Origin of the sequence: Mesorhizobium sp. M1348 (genome assembly GCF_040317925.1) — a bacterium.
In the GTDB taxonomy this organism is placed as follows: Bacteria; Pseudomonadota; Alphaproteobacteria; order Rhizobiales; family Rhizobiaceae; genus Mesorhizobium.
Window position 1 is genome coordinate 320197 of the sequence record NZ_JAMYLH010000004.1, and the last position, 15216, is coordinate 335412.

The window sequence follows — 15216 nt, forward strand, 5'->3', positions numbered from 1 at the left end:
GGGCCGACCCTCGATCAATGGCACTGCACGACCAGACCCGCAAGGCCGTATCCGGAGACAATGGCGAGATCGCATCCCGGCTGCTTGGCTGGTACGACGCGCATCACCGCGACCTGCCCTGGCGCGTTCCGCCGCGCGCGCTGGCGGGCGGGGCGCGGCCCGATCCCTATCTGGTCTGGCTTTCCGAGGTCATGCTGCAGCAAACCACGGTCGAGGCGGTAAAATCCTATTTTCGGGCTTTCGTGCAGAAATGGCCAACTGTCCAGGCACTGGCGGCGGCACCGACCGAAGACGTCATGAAGGCCTGGGCCGGGCTCGGCTATTATTCCCGCGCCCGTAACCTCAAAGCCTGTGCCGATCTCGTGGCGCGGCAAGGCGGTCGCTTTCCGGACAGCGAGTCCGGCTTGAGGGAACTGCCCGGCATCGGCGCCTATACGGCGGCGGCGATCGCAGCGATCGCTTTCGACCGACCAGCCGCGGTCGTCGACGGCAATGTCGAACGGGTGGTCTCACGGCTGTTTTCGATCGCCACGCCGCTGGGCGAAGCCAAGGGCGAGATACGCGGCCAGGTCGAACGCATGGTTCCCCGGACAAGGCCCGGCGACTTCGCGCAGGCGATGATGGACCTGGGCGCGACGATCTGCACGCCGCGCCGGCCCCGCTGCATGCTCTGCCCTGTTCGCGAGGATTGCAGCGCCACAATCTCGGGCGACCCCGAACGCTTTCCGGTCCGCCTACCGAAGGGCGAGAAACCATTGCGGCGCGGCGCCGCCTTCGTCGCGGTCAGGGCTGACGGCGCCATTCTTTTGCGAAAGCGTTCGGAAAAGGGCCTGCTCGGCGGCATGACCGAGGTGCCGACGACCGGCTGGACGGCGCGCATCGACGGCGCCACCACGGAAGCGGCAGCCCCGTTCCCCGGCAATTGGCGGCAGGCCGGACGAATCGGCCATGTCTTTACCCATTTTGCGCTTGAACTCGACGTGTTCAAGGCGGAGACCGACAGTGCCGCCCCGGCCGGGCATTTCTGGTCGCTGGTCCATGAAATTTCCGGGGAAGCGCTGCCGACTGTCATGAAAAAGGTAATCGAAGCGGCGATACCGGGCGCGACGAAGAAGCAGCACCCGCATTGAACGAGAGAAGAATGACTGAAATCCGCCACATCGTTTTCGACATCGGCAAAGTGCTGATCCACTATGATCCGGACCTGCCCTTCAGCCGCTTGATCCCCGATCCCGACGAACGGAAATGGTTCTTCGACAATGTCTGCACGCATGATTGGAACATCGAACAGGACCGCGGCCGCAGCTGGGAAGAGGCCGAAGCACTGGCGATCGCGCAATATCCCGAGCACGCCGAAAACATCCGTAATTTCCGCCGGCACTGGCACGAGATGGTGCCTCATGCCTATGAGGACAGCGTTGCCATCATGATCGGCCTGATCGAGAGCGGCCACGACGTGACGATGCTGACCAATTTCGCCGCGGATACGCTTGCCGAGGCCCGCGAGCGCTTCGATTTCCTCAATCGGCCGCGCGGCGTGACCGTGTCCGGCGACATCCGCCAGATCAAGCCGGATCGCGCCATCTATGATCACCACGTCGCCGCATTCGGCCTCGAACCGTCAGCCACGCTGTTCATCGACGACAGCCAGAAGAACGTCGACGGCGCCAAGGCGGCCGGCTGGCAGTCGGTGCTGTTCACCGATGCACAGACGCTCAGGGCGGACCTTGAGCGTCTTGGGATCAAAGTGTGACTTGAATCGCTTCCAGAGGTTGGTTGAGCCTTCGCATTTACCGATCTGTGGCAACTCGGAAGCCGTCAGGCCCCTGCCCGTTCGATGCCCAGGCGTGCAATGCGGCGAAGCTCGTCGATCGGGGTCAGGCCGCCGCTGCGCTCATAATGCCAGAAGGTCCAGCCGTTGCAGGCGTCCAGCCCCTGCACTTGTGCGCCGATCTTGTGGATCGACCCGGCGCTGTCGCCGATTGCCAGCGTGCCGTCGGCACGCACCTTTGCCGCCCAGCGCTTCTTGGCATCGTAGAGCGTGGCGCCGGGCGCCACCAGGCCATTGTCGAGAAGCGTGACGAAGGCGACGCGCGGCTCAGCCCGCTTGCCGGTTAGTACCGTCAAATTGGCGCCTTCCAGCGGCCGGACCGCATCGATACGTTCCATGGCGGCATCGATATAGGCCTGCTCACGCTCGATGCCGACGAAGTGACGGCCAAGCCGCTTGGCCACCGCACCGGTGGTACCTGAACCGAAGAAGGGGTCGAGCACGATGTCGCCCGGCCTGGTCGATGCCGTCACGACGCGGGCAAGCAACGCTTCCGGCTTCTGCGTCGGATGCAGTTTGTCACCATTGTCGTTCTTCAGGCGCTCGCCGCCGGTGCAGATCGGAAATAGCCAGTCTGAACGCATCTGAATATCATCATTAGACGCCTTCAGCGCCTCGTAGTTGAATGTGTAACCCTTACCCTTTTGGTCGCGCGATGCCCAGATCATCGTCTCATGCGCGTTCTGGAAACGGCGGCCACGGAAATTGGGCATTGGATTGGTCTTGCGCCAGACGACGTCGTTGAGGATCCAGAAGCCCAGGTCCTGCATCTTGGCGCCGACCCTGAAAATATTGTGGTAGGAGCCGATGACCCAGATCGTGCCGTTGGGCTTCAACACGCGGCGTGCCGCCAGCAGCCAGGCGCGGGTGAAGGCGTCGTAGGCCTCAAAACTGTCGAACTGGTCCCAATGGTCGTCGACGGCATCGACCTTGGATTGGTCGGGCCGGTGCAGATCGCCATCGAGCTGCAGATTGTAGGGCGGATCGGCGAAGATCACGTCGATCGACTTTTCCGGCAGCCGTTCGAGCGCGGCGACGCAGTCGCCCTTCAGGATCGTATCCAGCCACTCGGATTGCTGGGGAGCATCGGAAAGCTCGTCGAGAAGACGCACGGCAGACATTGTGACACCCAAGGCACGCGTTACTGTTTACTGTCCGTTATGGTTACCGATCAGCGTAAATATTCAGTGAAGCAGACTGCCGAATTTGCGAAGCCCGGCCTGTTGGTGTATGCCGCGCCGCCTGAGCCGTTTGGACCAAAGGGCCCTCGGCATTCCCTTCATCCCGCTTTCCGGACCACCATGCCCCAGCCAGATCTTGTCATCTTCGATTGCGACGGCGTGCTCGTCGATTCCGAAATCATCGCCGCGCGTATCGATGCCGAGCTTTTGACCTCGGCCGGCTACGAGATATCGGCCGAGGAGATTTCCGAGGTCTATGCCGGGCTGACTTTCAAGGACATCATGATGCGGGTCGAGGAAAAGTCCCGGATCCCGTTCCAGGCCTCCCTGATCGACAAGGAGGAACAGCTCGTCGATCGCCGGCTGCGCAGCGACGTGCGTGCTATCGACGGGGCGCACGAGGCTGTCGCCGCGGTAGCAGTGGCGCGCTGCGTCTGTTCGAATTCGCGTTCGGAGCGGATCGAATTCATGCTGGAGAAGGTGCAGCTTTTGCCGTTCTTTGCCGACCGTATCTTTTCCTCGCTGGAAACACCGACCGGGAAAACCAAGCCGGCGCCGGACGTGTTTCGGTTCGCCGCGGAAAAGCTCAAGGCGAACCCCGCGAACACCTTCGTCATCGAGGATTCCGTGCATGGCGTCACCGGCGCTAAGACGGCGGGAATGCGCGTCATCGGCTTCACCGGCGCGGCGCACAGCTATCCCGGCCACGCCGATGCGCTGACCGAGGCCGGTGCGGAAACGGTCATCCGCCGCTGGGCGGAACTGAAAAGCGTGATCGCCGCGCTGTCGGAATGGTCGGCGGACGCCTGAGAGGCCGCCTCCAACCGCCGTGGCGCGAATGCACAGGCTCAGTTGGTCGCGGCGGCTTTCTTCTTCTTCGGCTTGTCTGTCGCTACTTTCGGAGCGCCCTCGTCATACCCGGCATATGCCTGGTAGTCCCGCGCCGTCGGCTCCGGAACGACGACGTTGGAATCGGTGTAGACGAACTGCGTGGCACTCGAAGGATCGGTGACCTGGACTTGATAGGAGTGAAGCTGCGAATAGAGAACTTCGGTGCCGTGCATCACCGCGATGCGGATCGGCATGGTGATGGTCCCGGGGGTGAACATCGGGCCAGGCACGACCTTGCCGGCGACGGCTATCTTCATCGACAAGGAGCCGTTGGCGCGGCTGCAGTCGCGGGTCACATCGGTGATCGAAGCCTGATAGATGATCTTGGCGGAATCGTCCGGCTGATCGACGCCTGCCGCGTCCGCTGCCGGCTGGGCGGCTTCCTCGGCGGCAACATCGGTTTTTTTCTTCGGCTTCGGACCGCTCTTGGCGTAGGTATTGAAGAAGGCGGTGCCGTCACGCAACGTCACTTTCGGGCAATAGGCCTGCAGCTGGCTGGAAAGCACCTTGGGATCGGGTGGCGGTGGCGGCGTCGTATCCTTCTTGCCGAAGCCGAGAATGCCATTGTCGCTCGATTGGCAGCCTGCGGCGGCAAGCATAAAGCCGGTGAGCGCCAGACCCGCGACAAAACGACCGTTGAATGAATGAAACGCCATGAACTGCACTTCCCTCTCGCAAAGCCGGTGACGTATATCAACCGCGCGGCAAAAATGCGACTGAGCCTGCGCAGAAATCCACCACCTCGCGGCGGGCGAAAATTCCCGGCAACAATGGAAACGTGACGATGCAATATGTGAGTACCCGCGGGGAAGCGCCCGCGCTTGGATTTTCCGACGCGGTGCTGGCCGGGCTGGCGCGCGACGGCGGGCTCTATCTGCCGAGCGCCTGGCCGCATTTTTCCGCAGCCGAGATCCGCGCCATGCGCGGTCTTGCCTATCCCGATCTTGCCATCCGCGTGCTGTCGCCGTTCCTCGGTGGCGAGATCGCGGCGCCGGTGTTCGAACGGCTGGTGCGCGAAGCCTATGCGACCTTCCGCCATGAGGCCGTCTGCCCGCTGGTGCAGACCGGGCCCAACAGCTTCGTGCTGGAGCTCTTCCACGGCCCGACGCTCGCGTTCAAGGACGTGGCGATGCAGCTTCTTGCACGGCTGATGGACCATGTGCTGGCCGAGCGTGACCAGCGCGCCACCATTGTCGGCGCCACCTCCGGCGACACCGGGGGGGCCGCCATCGATGCCTTTGCGGGGCGCAACCGCACCGACATCTTCGTGCTTTTCCCGCACGGCCGCGTCTCGCCGGTACAGCAGCGGCAGATGACGACCTCGATCGCGGCAAACGTCCATGCCTTGGCGATCGAAGGCAATTTCGACGACTGCCAGGGCCTGGTGAAGGACATGTTCAACGACCACGGTTTTCGCGACCGGGTATCGCTGTCCGGCGTCAACTCGATCAACTGGGCCCGCATCATGGCCCAGATCGTCTATTATTTCTCCTCCGCGCTGTCGCTCGGCGCGCCCGACAGGCCGGTTTCCTTCACCGTGCCGACCGGCAATTTCGGCGACATCTTCGCCGGCTATGCCGCCAAGAAGATGGGGCTGCCGATCGAACGGCTGATCATCGCCACCAACGACAACGATATTCTGGCGCGCACGCTGGCGACCGGCGAATACCGCATGAAGGGGGTCTTTTCGACCACGTCGCCCTCGATGGACATCCAGGTGTCTTCGAACTTCGAACGCTTGCTGTTCGAGGCAGCCGGCCGCGATGCCTCGACCGTGCGGCGCTACATGGACGGGCTCAAGCAGTCCGGCGCCTTCACCGTCGAGGCCGGCGAAATCGCCAGGATCCGCTCCGAATTCGACGCCGGCCGCGCCACCATGGACGAGGTCGCCGCCACCATCCGCACCACACTTGCGGCGAGCGGCTATCTGCTCGACCCGCATACGGCCGCAGCCGTGCATGTGGCCGCCGGCAAGGCTGCGGGTGAGGTGCCGATGGTGGTGCTGGGCACTGCGCACCCGGCAAAGTTTCCCGCCGCCGTCGAAGCCGCCAGCGGCGTGTCGCCTGCCCTGCCTGCATGGCTAGGCGGGTTGATGAGCGCCGAGGAAAAATACACGGTACTTCCATCCGACCTGAAAATGGTGGAAGATTATCTCGGCCGCCACACGCGGGCGGCGCGTTAGGGAGTAATTGCCATATGGGTGTTGAGGTAAGCCGTCTGTCGAACGGCCTGACAGTCGCCACCGAAACCCTTCCAAGCCTCGAATCTGTTGCCCTTGGCGCCTGGGTCAAGTCGGGCGCACGCAACGAGCGTGACGAAGAGCACGGAATGGCGCACTTGCTCGAGCACATGGCTTTCAAGGGCACCAGGCGGCGAAGCGCCTTCGAGATCGCCTCGGAGATCGAGGACGTCGGCGGCGAGATCAATGCCGCCACCAGCGTCGAGACGACCTCCTATTATGCAAGGGTTCTGAGCGACGACGTGCCGCTGGCGGTCGATATCCTTTCCGACATCCTGCAGGAATCCGAATTCGATCCGCAGGAGCTGGAGCGAGAGCAGCATGTGATTCTGCAGGAGATCGGCGCCGCGCACGATACGCCCGACGATGTCGTTTTCGATCACTTTACCGAGACCGCCTTTCGCCACCAGACTATCGGTCGCTCGATTCTCGGCACGCCGGAAACCGTCAAATCCTTCACTTCGAAGCAGTTGCACGACTTCATCGAACGGCAGTACGGCGCCGAGAACATGGTGATGGTGGCGGCCGGCGATATCAAGCACGATGATTTCGTGCGCGAGGTCGAAAAACGTCTCGGCGGCTTCCGCGGCAAGGCCGACGGCACCATTCCGCAATATGCGCAATATGTCGGCGGCGATTTTCGCGAAGACCGCGACCTGATGGACGCGCAGATCGTGCTGGGTTTCGAGGGCCGCGCCTATCACGTCCGCGATTTCTATGCCTCTCAGGTCCTGTCGATGATCCTTGGCGGCGGCATGTCGTCGCGACTTTTCCAGGAAGTCCGTGAAAAACGCGGCCTGTGCTATTCGGTCTATGCCTTCCATTGGGGTTTTTCCGACACCGGCGTCTTCGGGGTCCATGCGGCGACCGGACAAAGCGATATTGCCGAGCTGGTGCCTGTGATTATCGATGAGTTGCAAAAGGCCGGTGAAAACATCCTGCAGGAGGAGCTCGACCGGGCGCGTGCCCAATACCGCGCCGGGCTGATCATGTCGGCCGAGAGCCCGGCCAGCCGCGCCTCGCAGATCGCCAGGCAGTTACTTCTGTTCGGCAGGCCGATCGCCAAGGAAGAGCTGATGGAGCGGCTGTCGGCGTTGACTGTCGAGCGGCTGACGGATCTGTCGTCTCGGCTTTTTTCGACCAAGCCGACGCTTACAGCCGTCGGGCCGGTGGGTACGCTCGCGCCCTATGAAGCGATCCTCGATTCGCTTTCGGGCACGCAGATCACTGCCCGCAAGCTCGCCGTCTAAGCCTATTCGAGCGTCGTGTTCGCGCTCCCTTTCTTTCGCCGCGACCTGCCGGCGCTGAAGGGCGACCTTGTCACGCTGCGCGTACCGCTGACCAACGACTATCGCGAGTGGTCGGTGCTGCGCGGCGAAAGCCGCGCCTTTCTTGAGCCGTGGGAACCGCGATGGACCCCTGACGAGCTCGACCGCACGGCGTGGCGGCATCGTATCGGCCGCTACCGCGAGGACTACGCGCAGGGGACGGCGATCGCTTTCTTCATCTTCGAGAAAAGCAGCGGCAAGCTGGCCGGCGGTATCACCCTCGGCAATATCCGCCACGGGGTCGCCCAAAGCGGCCATATCGGCTACTGGATCGGCGAGCGCTTCAGCGGACGCGGCCTGATGACCGATTCCGTCAAGGTGGTGACGCGTTTCGCCTTCGAAACGCTGCGGTTGCACCGGATCGAAGCTGCCTGTATCCCCGATAACGCCCGGTCGATCCGCGTGCTTGAAAAAGCCGGATTCCGGCGCGAAGGACTGCTACGATCCTATCTGAGGATCAACGGCATCTGGCAGGACCATTACCTATACGCCCGAATCGCGGACGATCCGCCGGGCGTTGGAACAAAGGACTGATTTTTGACGAATTTTCTGCGCAACGGGTCGCTGCTTGCCTTTATGCTGGCGGCAATCGTCACGCTCTGCGCGGCATCCTCGGCGTTTGCGGTCGAACCGATCAAGATTGCCCGCGACGACGTGGCGCTCGACCTTTCGGGCGCCGTCGAAATCTACCGCAACCAGGGCGAGAATTTCCAGGTCTCGACGGCACCCGGCCCAGACGGCATCGTACGGCGCATCGAGGTCGAGGCCAATGACGCGCGCTCGACCGGCGACTGGGCGGTGTTCGCGCTCGCTAACACCACCGACCAGCAGCTCGACAGGCTGATTGTCGCACCGCATTTCCGGCTGGTGAATTCCGGCCTGTTCTGGCCGGACCTCGGCTCGACCCGTATCGCCGCGATCACGCCCAGCGAAGGCTTTGCGCTCGACCGCCAGACCAGCCCCGACGCCGACGTGTTCCGGGTGACGCTCAACCCCGGAACGGTGATTACCTTCATCGCCGAACTCGCCTCGCCCAAGCTGCCGCAGGTCTATCTGTGGGACCCTGAATCCTACAAGGACTCGGTCAATTCCTACACGCTGTTTCGTGGCATCGTCATCGGCATCGCCGGCCTGCTGGCGCTGTTCCTGACCATTCTTTTCGTCGTCAAGGGGACCTCGATGTTCCCGGCAACGGCGGCCCTGGCCTGGGCGGTGCTTGCCTATATCTGCGTCGATTTCGGCTTTCTCAACAAGATTATAGAAATCTCGCCGGGCAATGAGCAGATGTGGCGCGCCGGAACGGAGGTGGCGCTTGCGGCGACCTTCGTGGTGTTCCTGTTTGCCTATCTCAACCTCAACCGGTGGCACGGCCATTTCAGCTACGGCGCACTGGTCTGGATTCTCGGGCTGGTGCTGATCGCCGGCGTCGCCATCATCGATCCGGCGGTTGCCGCCGGCATTGCCAGGCTGTCCTTCGCCGCCACCGCGCTGACCGGGCTCGGCCTGATCATCTTCCTCGGCATCCGCGGTTACGACCGCGCCATCATGCTGGTGCCCAGTTGGGTGATGGTTCTGCTATGGCTATGCGGATCGTGGATGGCGATCACAGGCATGCTCGACAACGATATCGCCCAGCCGGCGCTGGGCGGTGGGCTGATCCTCATCATCCTGCTAATCGGCTTCACCGTGATGCAGCACGCTTTTGCCGGCGGCGCCCTGCATCAGGGCCTGTTCTCCGATCTCGAGCGCCAGGCGCTGGCGGTTGCCGGATCGGGCGATACTGTGTGGGACTGGGACGTGCTGCGCGACCGCGTCGTCACTCGTCCCGACGTAAGCATCCAGCTCGGCCTTGCGCCCAACAGCCTCGGCGGCCCAGCCCGCAACTGGCTGCCGGTGCTGCATGCCGACGACCGCGACACGTTTCGTACGACGCTCGACGTCGTGCTCGAGCACCGGCGCGGCCGGGTGTCGCAAAACTTCCGCCTGCGCGGCGCCGACGGGCATTATCACTGGTTTGCGCTGCGCGCCCGGCCGGTGATCGGCTCGGACGGCGAGGTCATCCGCTGCGTCGGCACCATGGTCGACGTGACGGAGCAGAAGAAGTCCGAGGAACGGCTGCTGCATGACGCCGTACATGACAATCTGACCGGCCTGCCTAACCGCGAGCTGTTCATGAACCGGCTGGAGGCGATCATTTCGATCGCCCGCACCGAAGAGAAGGTGCGCCCGACCGTCTTCGTCATCGACATCGACCGCTTCAAGCAGGTCAATGACGGGCTCGGCATCTCGGCCGGCGACACCATCCTTTTGACCATCGCGCGGCGGCTGCACCGGCTGCTCAAGCCGAAGGATTCGCTGTCGCGCTTTGCCGGCGACCAGTTCGCGCTGATGCTTTTGTCGGAGCAGGATCCGGCTCGCATCGCGGCCATTGCCGATGCCATCAAGCACGCCATCAACAACCCGATCACCTTCGCCAAGCGCGAGATCGTGCTGACCGCCTCGATCGGGCTGATCACCTGGACCTCAACCCAGACTTCGGCCGAGGACATGGTCAAGGATGCTGAGCTCGCCATGCATCAAGCCAAGCGCTTCGGCGGCGACAGGATCGAGCCTTTCCGGCCTGCCTTCCGCACGGTCGGCACCGACCGGCTGCAGTTCGAGTCCGACCTGCGGCGCGCCATCGAGCGACGCGAATTCACGCTTGCCTATCAGCCGATCGTACGGCTGGAGGACGGCAGCGTTGCCGGCTTTGAAGCCTTGCTGCGCTGGGACCATCCGCGACGCGGCATGATCCCGCCGGCGGATTTCATCCCGGTCGCCGAAAACTGCGGCCTGATCGTGCAGCTTGGGCTATTCGCCATGCAGCAGGCTGCCGAAGACCTGGCGGGATGGCAAAAGCAGATCGGCGATGCGCCGCTGTCGGTCTCGGTCAATCTGTCCAGCCGTCAGCTCATCCGCCGCGACCTGGTCAGCGACGTCCGCTCGGTGATCGCGCGGGCCAATCTGAAACCGCGCTGCTTCCGGCTCGAACTCACGGAATCGCTGGTGATGGACAATCCCGAGCAGACCGCTCATGTGCTGACCAAGCTAAAGCAGCTTGGCATCGGCCTGTCGCTGGACGATTTCGGCACCGGCTATTCATCGCTGGCCTATCTGACGCGCTTTCCGTTCGACACCATCAAGATCGACAAGAGCTTCGTCGACGACGCGACGCCGAAACGCGCGGTGCTGCTCAAATCCATGGTCAACATGGCGCATGAACTCGGCCTGTCGGTTGTCGCCGAAGGCATTTCGGACGAGAGCGATGCGCTGGAGTTGCGGCAGATGGGCTGCGAATACGTGCAGAGCTTCATGTTCGGCGCGCCGATGCCGGGCGACCAGGTGCTGAAGACGCTGAAGGAACAGTACCCGCTCACTCAAGCGTGACAAGTTTCGGGACGTGATGAGGCTCAGGCGTGACCGGCAGCCAGGCTGAGATGCGCGAGATCGATGCCGATCGAGGCAAGGATCCGGTCGTATTTGCGGTCGATGTCGGCGTCGAACAGAAGCTCGGCACTTGCCGGGCAAGTCAGCCAGCCATTCTCGACGATCTCGTTTTCAAGCTGGCCCGCACCCCAGCCGGCATAACCGAGCGCCATCAGCGCCCGCCGGGGTCCGCGGCCGGAGGAGATGGCGCGCAATATGTCGACGGTCGCGGTCAGGCAGACGTCGTCGGACACGGCGAGCGAGGATTCCACCCGGTAGTCGCCCGAATGCAGGACGAAGCCGCGGCTGCGATCCACCGGTCCGCCATTGCGCACGACGAAGTCGCGCGCCGGCGGTGGCAGGCGGATCGCCTCCATCTCATTCATGATGCCAAGTTGTACGAGCAGGTCCGGAAACAGCATCTGCTGCGTCTGGTTGATGATCAGCCCCATCGCGCCTTCGTCGCTGTGCGCGCAAATGTAGATGACAGAGCGCGTGAAGCGGTCGTCCTTCATGCCGGGCATGGCAATCAGGAACTGGTCGTCGAGAAAGCCGGGTCCTGCGGCCGTCCTTTTATGGCGCAACAAATCCATGGCCACAGCGTAGCGCGTTTCCGAAGCGTCGAAAAGATGGGCGGCGCCCGATTTGATCAGGCTCGTAAATCGAAGGTCACGCAAATATGATGCCGGCCGCGTCATGAAATCATTGTGCGGCCATCAACGGACGATCAAATCACCGTCATGCAAAGCTTGAAAATCCTGCTGCTTAGTGTGGCCATTGGATCGGCGACCGGCCTCCCAGCCTCAGCCTCCTCGTCGGCCTGGTACAACAGCGAAGGCGGCAGGGTGCGACTGGTAACGAGCGGCAAAGCCGACGAGGCCGGACGTCTCCAGGGCGTCCTCGACATTGCGCTGAAGCCCGGCTGGAAAACCTATTGGCGCGATCCGGGCGATGCAGGCGTGCCGCCACAGATCGACGTCTCGGCCAGCACCAACATTGCCGACGCGACGCTTTCGTTTCCGCCGCCGCAGCGCCATGACGACGGCTATGGCAAATGGGCCGGCTACGACCACCCGGTTTCGTTGCCGGTGACGTTCACGCTTGCCGCGCCCGGCCAGCCGGCCGTCATCGATGCGGATATCTTCCTCGGCATTTGCGAAACCATCTGCATCCCGGTGCAGACGAGGCTGACCGTCGATCCCGGCGCCGATCCGGACAACGCCGAGGACGCGGCACTGGTCAAGGCAGGCCTTGCCACCCTGCCCGCCACGGCAACGCCCGATTTCGGCATAAACGTACTGCCGGGCGACCACGAAACGCTGATTGTCGAAGCGAGCTTTCCGGGCAGTCCCGAGGCCGCCGACTTCTTCGTTGCCGGCGAACGCGACTACATGTTCGGTGCCCCCGCGCGCAGCGAAAAGGATGGCAAGCTGATCTTTACTGTGCCGATCCTCGACAGGCCGTCGACAACGCCAACCGACGGCGGCCTGCACTACACACTGACAAGTGCCGCTGGCGCGGTCGAAGGCCTGCTGCCTTTTCCGTGATGCCAACGTCTGGACGGTTGCCGGGCGCGCCTTAGTTCGCTATCGCAAGGACACTCCCTTTCCATTCTCAAGCGAGGACCATCATGACGATCTCCGTTGGCGACAAACTGCCCGATGCGACCTTCAAGACAATGACCGCCGACGGTGCAAAGCCGATCACGACGGGCGAGATATTCTCAGGAAAGACGGTCGTGCTGTTTGGGGTTCCAGGCGCTTTCACGCCAACCTGCAGCAACAATCATCTGCCCGGCTACCTGGACAATTACGACGCCATCCTGGCGCGCGGCGTCGACACTATCGCCGTCGTCTCGGTCAACGATGTTCACGTCATGGGGGCTTGGGCCCGCTTCAGCGGCGGTGAAGGCAAAATCCTTTATCTTGCCGATGGCAATGGCGATTTCGCCAAATCGGTCGGCCTCGACGCCGACCTCTCCAGCGGCGGCATGGGGCTGCGCTCGAAGCGTTTTTCGATGATCGTCGACGACGGCAAGGTCACCGCGCTCAATGTCGAGACAAAGCCCGGCGTCGACGAATCCGGTGCGGCTCACATTCTCGGACAGCTTTCCGTCTTGGCGACAGCATAGGCCAGGGACGGCGGCGGGCGCCTTCGAGCGCTCAGCGTCCAAAGGACGCTGACTTTTTGCATTGGCGCATGATCCCTCCGAAAGCCGACCCGGTTTTCGGGGCCATGCGTCGGCGCTTCGGAACTGCTTGCTTTTGGGGACCTCGATTATGTCTGACATCGTCTGGCGCAGCGTCGCGATCGGCATCGGCGCAACCGCGCTTATGGATGTCTGGGCGATTTTCCTGAACAAGGCGTTTGCTCAACCGCGGCCGAACTGGGGGCTGGTCGGCCGCTGGGTCTGGCATCTCAGGGAAGGCAAGGTCTTCCATGACGACATTGGCGAGGCCTCGCCCTACGCGCATGAATCAGTACTTGGCTGGGCCTTTCATTATGCTGTCGGCATCGTCTACGGCATCATACTGGTCGTGCTGGCCGGAACGGCCTGGCTCACCGCGCCGACCTTCCTGCCGGCCTTTATCCTCAGCATGGTCACCGTCGGCGCCGGGTGGTTTCTGCTGGCGCCCGGCATGGGCGCCGGCTGGGCCGCTTCGAAGCGGCCCAATCCGATGCAGGTCCGCGCCCTGAATCTTGTGTCGCATACGGTGTTTGCAATCGGACTGTTCGGCACCGCCCTTCTAATCCGCTGACACGCCAGTTCAACCGGATCAATAACTCTGGGTCGAGCGCCGAACCTTCTTGGCCGCCGATTGCTTGGACTGGGTGCCTTCCTTCGGCGTTACGGACGCGAGCGCGGGTTTCGCCGACTTCGTCTTGAATGGCGCCATGCCGAGCCGCGCCAATTCGTCGGCACGCTCGTTCTCGGGATGGCCGGCATGGCCCTTGACCCAATGCCAGGTGACCTGATGGCGGTTACGCGCTGCGTCGAGCTGCTGCCACAGCTCGGCATTCTTCACCGGCTGCCTGGCGGCCGTCTTCCAGCCGTTGCGCTTCCAGCCGTCGATCCAGCTGAAAATACCGTCCTTGACATAGTTGCTGTCGGTATAAAGGTCGACGACGCAAGGTTCCTTGAGCGCATTGAGAGCCGAGATGGCGGCCAACAGCTCCATGCGGTTGTTGGTGGTCAGAGCCTCGCCACCGTGGAGTTCCTTGATGGCGCCGTTGAAGCGCAGGATTGCGCCCCAGCCGCCAGGCCCGGGATTGCCCGAACAGGCACCATCGGTGGAGATTTCAACGCGCTTGGTCATGTCAGTCCATATTCGGAAGGAGAGTTGATCGCCCGGTGGAAGCGCATCCGGCGAATATACTCGGTCGGGTCGCGTTTCATCACCAGCCCGCCGTCCGGAACCGTCAGCCAGTCGTAGAGCCGGGTCAGCATGAAGCGCAGCGCCGAGCCGCGCGCCAGCATCGGCAGCGCAGCTTTCTCGTCACCGCTCAACGGCCGCACGCCTTGGTAGCCGGCAAGCAGCGCCGTGCCCTTGGTCAGATTGAAGGAAAAATCCTTCTCGAAGCACCAGGCGTTCAGGCACGTGGCAACGTCATAAGCGTAGAGGTCGTTGCAGGCGAAATAGAAGTCGATCAGCCCGGACAGTTTCTCGCCGAGGAAGAACACATTGTCCGGGAAAAGATCGGCATGGATGATGCCCTGCGGCAGACCGTTCGGCCAGTTTCGCTCGAAATCGGCGAAATCGGCATCGACCTCGGCCGCCAGTCCCGGCTCGACCTCGTCGGCGCGGGCGCGGGCGGCATTCCACAGCTTGCGCCAGCCATCGATGGCAAGGGCGTTGGGGCGGGTCATCGGAAAATCCGCGCCGGCGAGATGCAGTGCCGCCAGCGCCTTGCCGACCTCGCCGCAATGCGCAGCCGTCGGCCGCCGCAGCGACAGGCCTTCGAGAAAGGTGATAATGACCGCCGGCCGGCCGGCAAGTGTTCCGATCACACCGCCATCATGTGCGGTGACCGGGAGCGGGCACGAAATGCCCTTTCTGGCGAGGTGGGCCATGAGGCCGAGAAAGAACGGCAGGTCAGCCTTGTCGACGCGCTTCTCGTAAAGCGTCAGGATGTAGGAGCCGCTGCTGGTGTGCAGTAAAAAATTCGAGTTTTCGGTGCCTTCGGCGATGCCCTTGTAGGACAAGAGATCGCCGACCGGATAGTTGCTGAGGAACGCGCCGAGCTCGCCCTCATTGACGTCGGTGTAGACCGCCATCGTGG

15 protein-coding genes are annotated in these 15216 nt (G+C 62.9%); 10 read left to right on the forward strand and 5 right to left on the reverse strand.

Features of this window, described 5'->3' with window-relative positions; genetic code table 11:
* The first annotated feature begins 17 nt into the window (after positions 1–17).
* Together mutY and NKH13_RS10450 are read left to right on the forward strand one after the other, a co-directional pair.
* Positions 18–1130: an A/G-specific adenine glycosylase gene (gene mutY, locus NKH13_RS10445; RefSeq protein ID WP_352716462.1), complete on the forward strand. Its 1113-nt coding sequence runs from the start codon at positions 18–20 to the stop codon at positions 1128–1130.
* A gap of 11 nt (positions 1131–1141) precedes the next feature.
* Positions 1142–1753, forward strand: coding sequence for an HAD family hydrolase (locus NKH13_RS10450; RefSeq protein ID WP_352716460.1), 612 nt, complete (start codon positions 1142–1144; stop codon positions 1751–1753).
* A 65-nt stretch (positions 1754–1818) separates the two neighbouring features.
* Here NKH13_RS10450 and NKH13_RS10455 read toward each other — a convergent pair whose 3' ends face one another.
* Entirely contained in the window at positions 1819–2952 is a 1134-nt protein-coding gene (locus NKH13_RS10455; protein ID WP_352716458.1) for a site-specific DNA-methyltransferase, read from the reverse strand.
* Between the two features lie 180 nt (positions 2953–3132).
* Between NKH13_RS10455 and NKH13_RS10460 the strand changes: the two genes are divergently transcribed.
* Complete coding sequence (locus NKH13_RS10460) at positions 3133–3822, forward strand: HAD family hydrolase (RefSeq protein WP_352716457.1); 690 nt, start codon at positions 3133–3135, stop codon at positions 3820–3822.
* A 38-nt stretch (positions 3823–3860) separates the two neighbouring features.
* Here the strand turns inward: NKH13_RS10460 and NKH13_RS10465 are convergent, their stop codons facing one another.
* The gene (locus tag NKH13_RS10465; protein WP_352716455.1) at positions 3861–4559 is read right to left on the reverse strand and encodes a hypothetical protein; all 699 of its coding nucleotides are present in this window, start codon (positions 4557–4559) and stop codon (positions 3861–3863) included.
* A gap of 128 nt (positions 4560–4687) precedes the next feature.
* On the opposite strand from NKH13_RS10465, the gene thrC reads away from it, so the two are divergent.
* Genes thrC through NKH13_RS10485 form a run of 4 tightly spaced genes read left to right on the forward strand, consistent with a single transcriptional unit; the run spans position 4688 to position 10896 of the window.
* Positions 4688–6085: a threonine synthase gene (thrC, locus tag NKH13_RS10470; RefSeq protein WP_352716453.1), complete on the forward strand. Its 1398-nt coding sequence runs from the start codon at positions 4688–4690 to the stop codon at positions 6083–6085.
* A gap of 14 nt (positions 6086–6099) precedes the next feature.
* Positions 6100–7392: a M16 family metallopeptidase gene (locus NKH13_RS10475; protein WP_352716451.1), complete on the forward strand. Its 1293-nt coding sequence runs from the start codon at positions 6100–6102 to the stop codon at positions 7390–7392.
* A gap of 15 nt (positions 7393–7407) precedes the next feature.
* Positions 7408–8004 (forward strand): GNAT family N-acetyltransferase, encoded by a 597-nt coding sequence (locus NKH13_RS10480; RefSeq protein ID WP_352716449.1) that lies wholly within the window; start codon positions 7408–7410, stop codon positions 8002–8004.
* Between the two features lie 3 nt (positions 8005–8007).
* Positions 8008–10896, forward strand: coding sequence for an EAL domain-containing protein (locus tag NKH13_RS10485; protein WP_292657502.1), 2889 nt, complete (start codon positions 8008–8010; stop codon positions 10894–10896).
* 23 nt (positions 10897–10919) lie between these two features.
* Here the strand turns inward: NKH13_RS10485 and NKH13_RS10490 are convergent, their stop codons facing one another.
* A complete protein-coding gene (locus tag NKH13_RS10490) occupies positions 10920–11528 on the reverse strand; it encodes a YqgE/AlgH family protein (protein WP_292657500.1) in 609 nt (202 codons plus the stop codon).
* 147 nt (positions 11529–11675) lie between these two features.
* Between NKH13_RS10490 and NKH13_RS10495 the strand changes: the two genes are divergently transcribed.
* The 3 genes from NKH13_RS10495 to NKH13_RS10505 all read left to right on the forward strand — a co-directional run bounded on the left by NKH13_RS10495 (position 11676) and on the right by NKH13_RS10505 (position 13694).
* Complete coding sequence (locus NKH13_RS10495) at positions 11676–12482, forward strand: protein-disulfide reductase DsbD domain-containing protein (RefSeq protein ID WP_352716447.1); 807 nt, start codon at positions 11676–11678, stop codon at positions 12480–12482.
* 83 nt (positions 12483–12565) lie between these two features.
* A complete protein-coding gene (locus NKH13_RS10500; RefSeq protein WP_292657494.1) occupies positions 12566–13066 on the forward strand; it encodes a peroxiredoxin in 501 nt (166 codons plus the stop codon).
* Between the two features lie 148 nt (positions 13067–13214).
* The gene (locus NKH13_RS10505) at positions 13215–13694 is read left to right on the forward strand and encodes a DUF2938 domain-containing protein (protein ID WP_352716445.1); all 480 of its coding nucleotides are present in this window, start codon (positions 13215–13217) and stop codon (positions 13692–13694) included.
* Positions 13695–13712: 18 nt separating this feature from the next.
* On the opposite strand, the gene rnhA is transcribed toward NKH13_RS10505, so the two are convergent.
* Both rnhA and NKH13_RS10515 read right to left on the reverse strand, forming a co-directional pair.
* The gene (gene rnhA, locus NKH13_RS10510) at positions 13713–14252 is read right to left on the reverse strand and encodes a ribonuclease HI (RefSeq protein ID WP_352912446.1); all 540 of its coding nucleotides are present in this window, start codon (positions 14250–14252) and stop codon (positions 13713–13715) included.
* A complete protein-coding gene (locus tag NKH13_RS10515) occupies positions 14249–15211 on the reverse strand; it encodes a homoserine kinase (protein WP_292657487.1) in 963 nt (320 codons plus the stop codon). Before NKH13_RS10515 ends, rnhA begins: the two co-directional genes overlap by 4 nt.
* Between the last annotated feature and the right edge of the window lie 5 nt (positions 15212–15216).

Bases quoted from the DNA above. Each gene is read 5' to 3' on its own strand.
- NKH13_RS10505 (WP_352716445.1), top strand. From the start codon at position 13,215: ATGTCTGACATCGTCTGGCGCAGCGTCGCGATCGGCATCGGCGCAACC.
- NKH13_RS10475 (WP_352716451.1), top strand. From the start codon at position 6,100: ATGGGTGTTGAGGTAAGCCGTCTGTCGAACGGCCTGACAGTCGCCACC.
- NKH13_RS10465 (WP_352716455.1), bottom strand. From the start codon at position 4,559: ATGGCGTTTCATTCATTCAACGGTCGTTTTGTCGCGGGTCTGGCGCTC.
- NKH13_RS10490 (WP_292657500.1), bottom strand. From the start codon at position 11,528: ATGGATTTGTTGCGCCATAAAAGGACGGCCGCAGGACCCGGCTTTCTC.
- NKH13_RS10500 (WP_292657494.1), top strand. From the start codon at position 12,566: ATGACGATCTCCGTTGGCGACAAACTGCCCGATGCGACCTTCAAGACA.
- NKH13_RS10460 (WP_352716457.1), top strand. From the start codon at position 3,133: ATGCCCCAGCCAGATCTTGTCATCTTCGATTGCGACGGCGTGCTCGTC.
- thrC (WP_352716453.1), top strand. From the start codon at position 4,688: ATGCAATATGTGAGTACCCGCGGGGAAGCGCCCGCGCTTGGATTTTCC.
- NKH13_RS10495 (WP_352716447.1), top strand. From the start codon at position 11,676: ATGCAAAGCTTGAAAATCCTGCTGCTTAGTGTGGCCATTGGATCGGCG.
- NKH13_RS10515 (WP_292657487.1), bottom strand. From the start codon at position 15,211: ATGGCGGTCTACACCGACGTCAATGAGGGCGAGCTCGGCGCGTTCCTC.
- NKH13_RS10455 (WP_352716458.1), bottom strand. From the start codon at position 2,952: ATGTCTGCCGTGCGTCTTCTCGACGAGCTTTCCGATGCTCCCCAGCAA.
- mutY (WP_352716462.1), top strand. From the start codon at position 18: ATGGCACTGCACGACCAGACCCGCAAGGCCGTATCCGGAGACAATGGC.
- NKH13_RS10450 (WP_352716460.1), top strand. From the start codon at position 1,142: ATGACTGAAATCCGCCACATCGTTTTCGACATCGGCAAAGTGCTGATC.
- rnhA (WP_352912446.1), bottom strand. From the start codon at position 14,252: ATGACCAAGCGCGTTGAAATCTCCACCGATGGTGCCTGTTCGGGCAAT.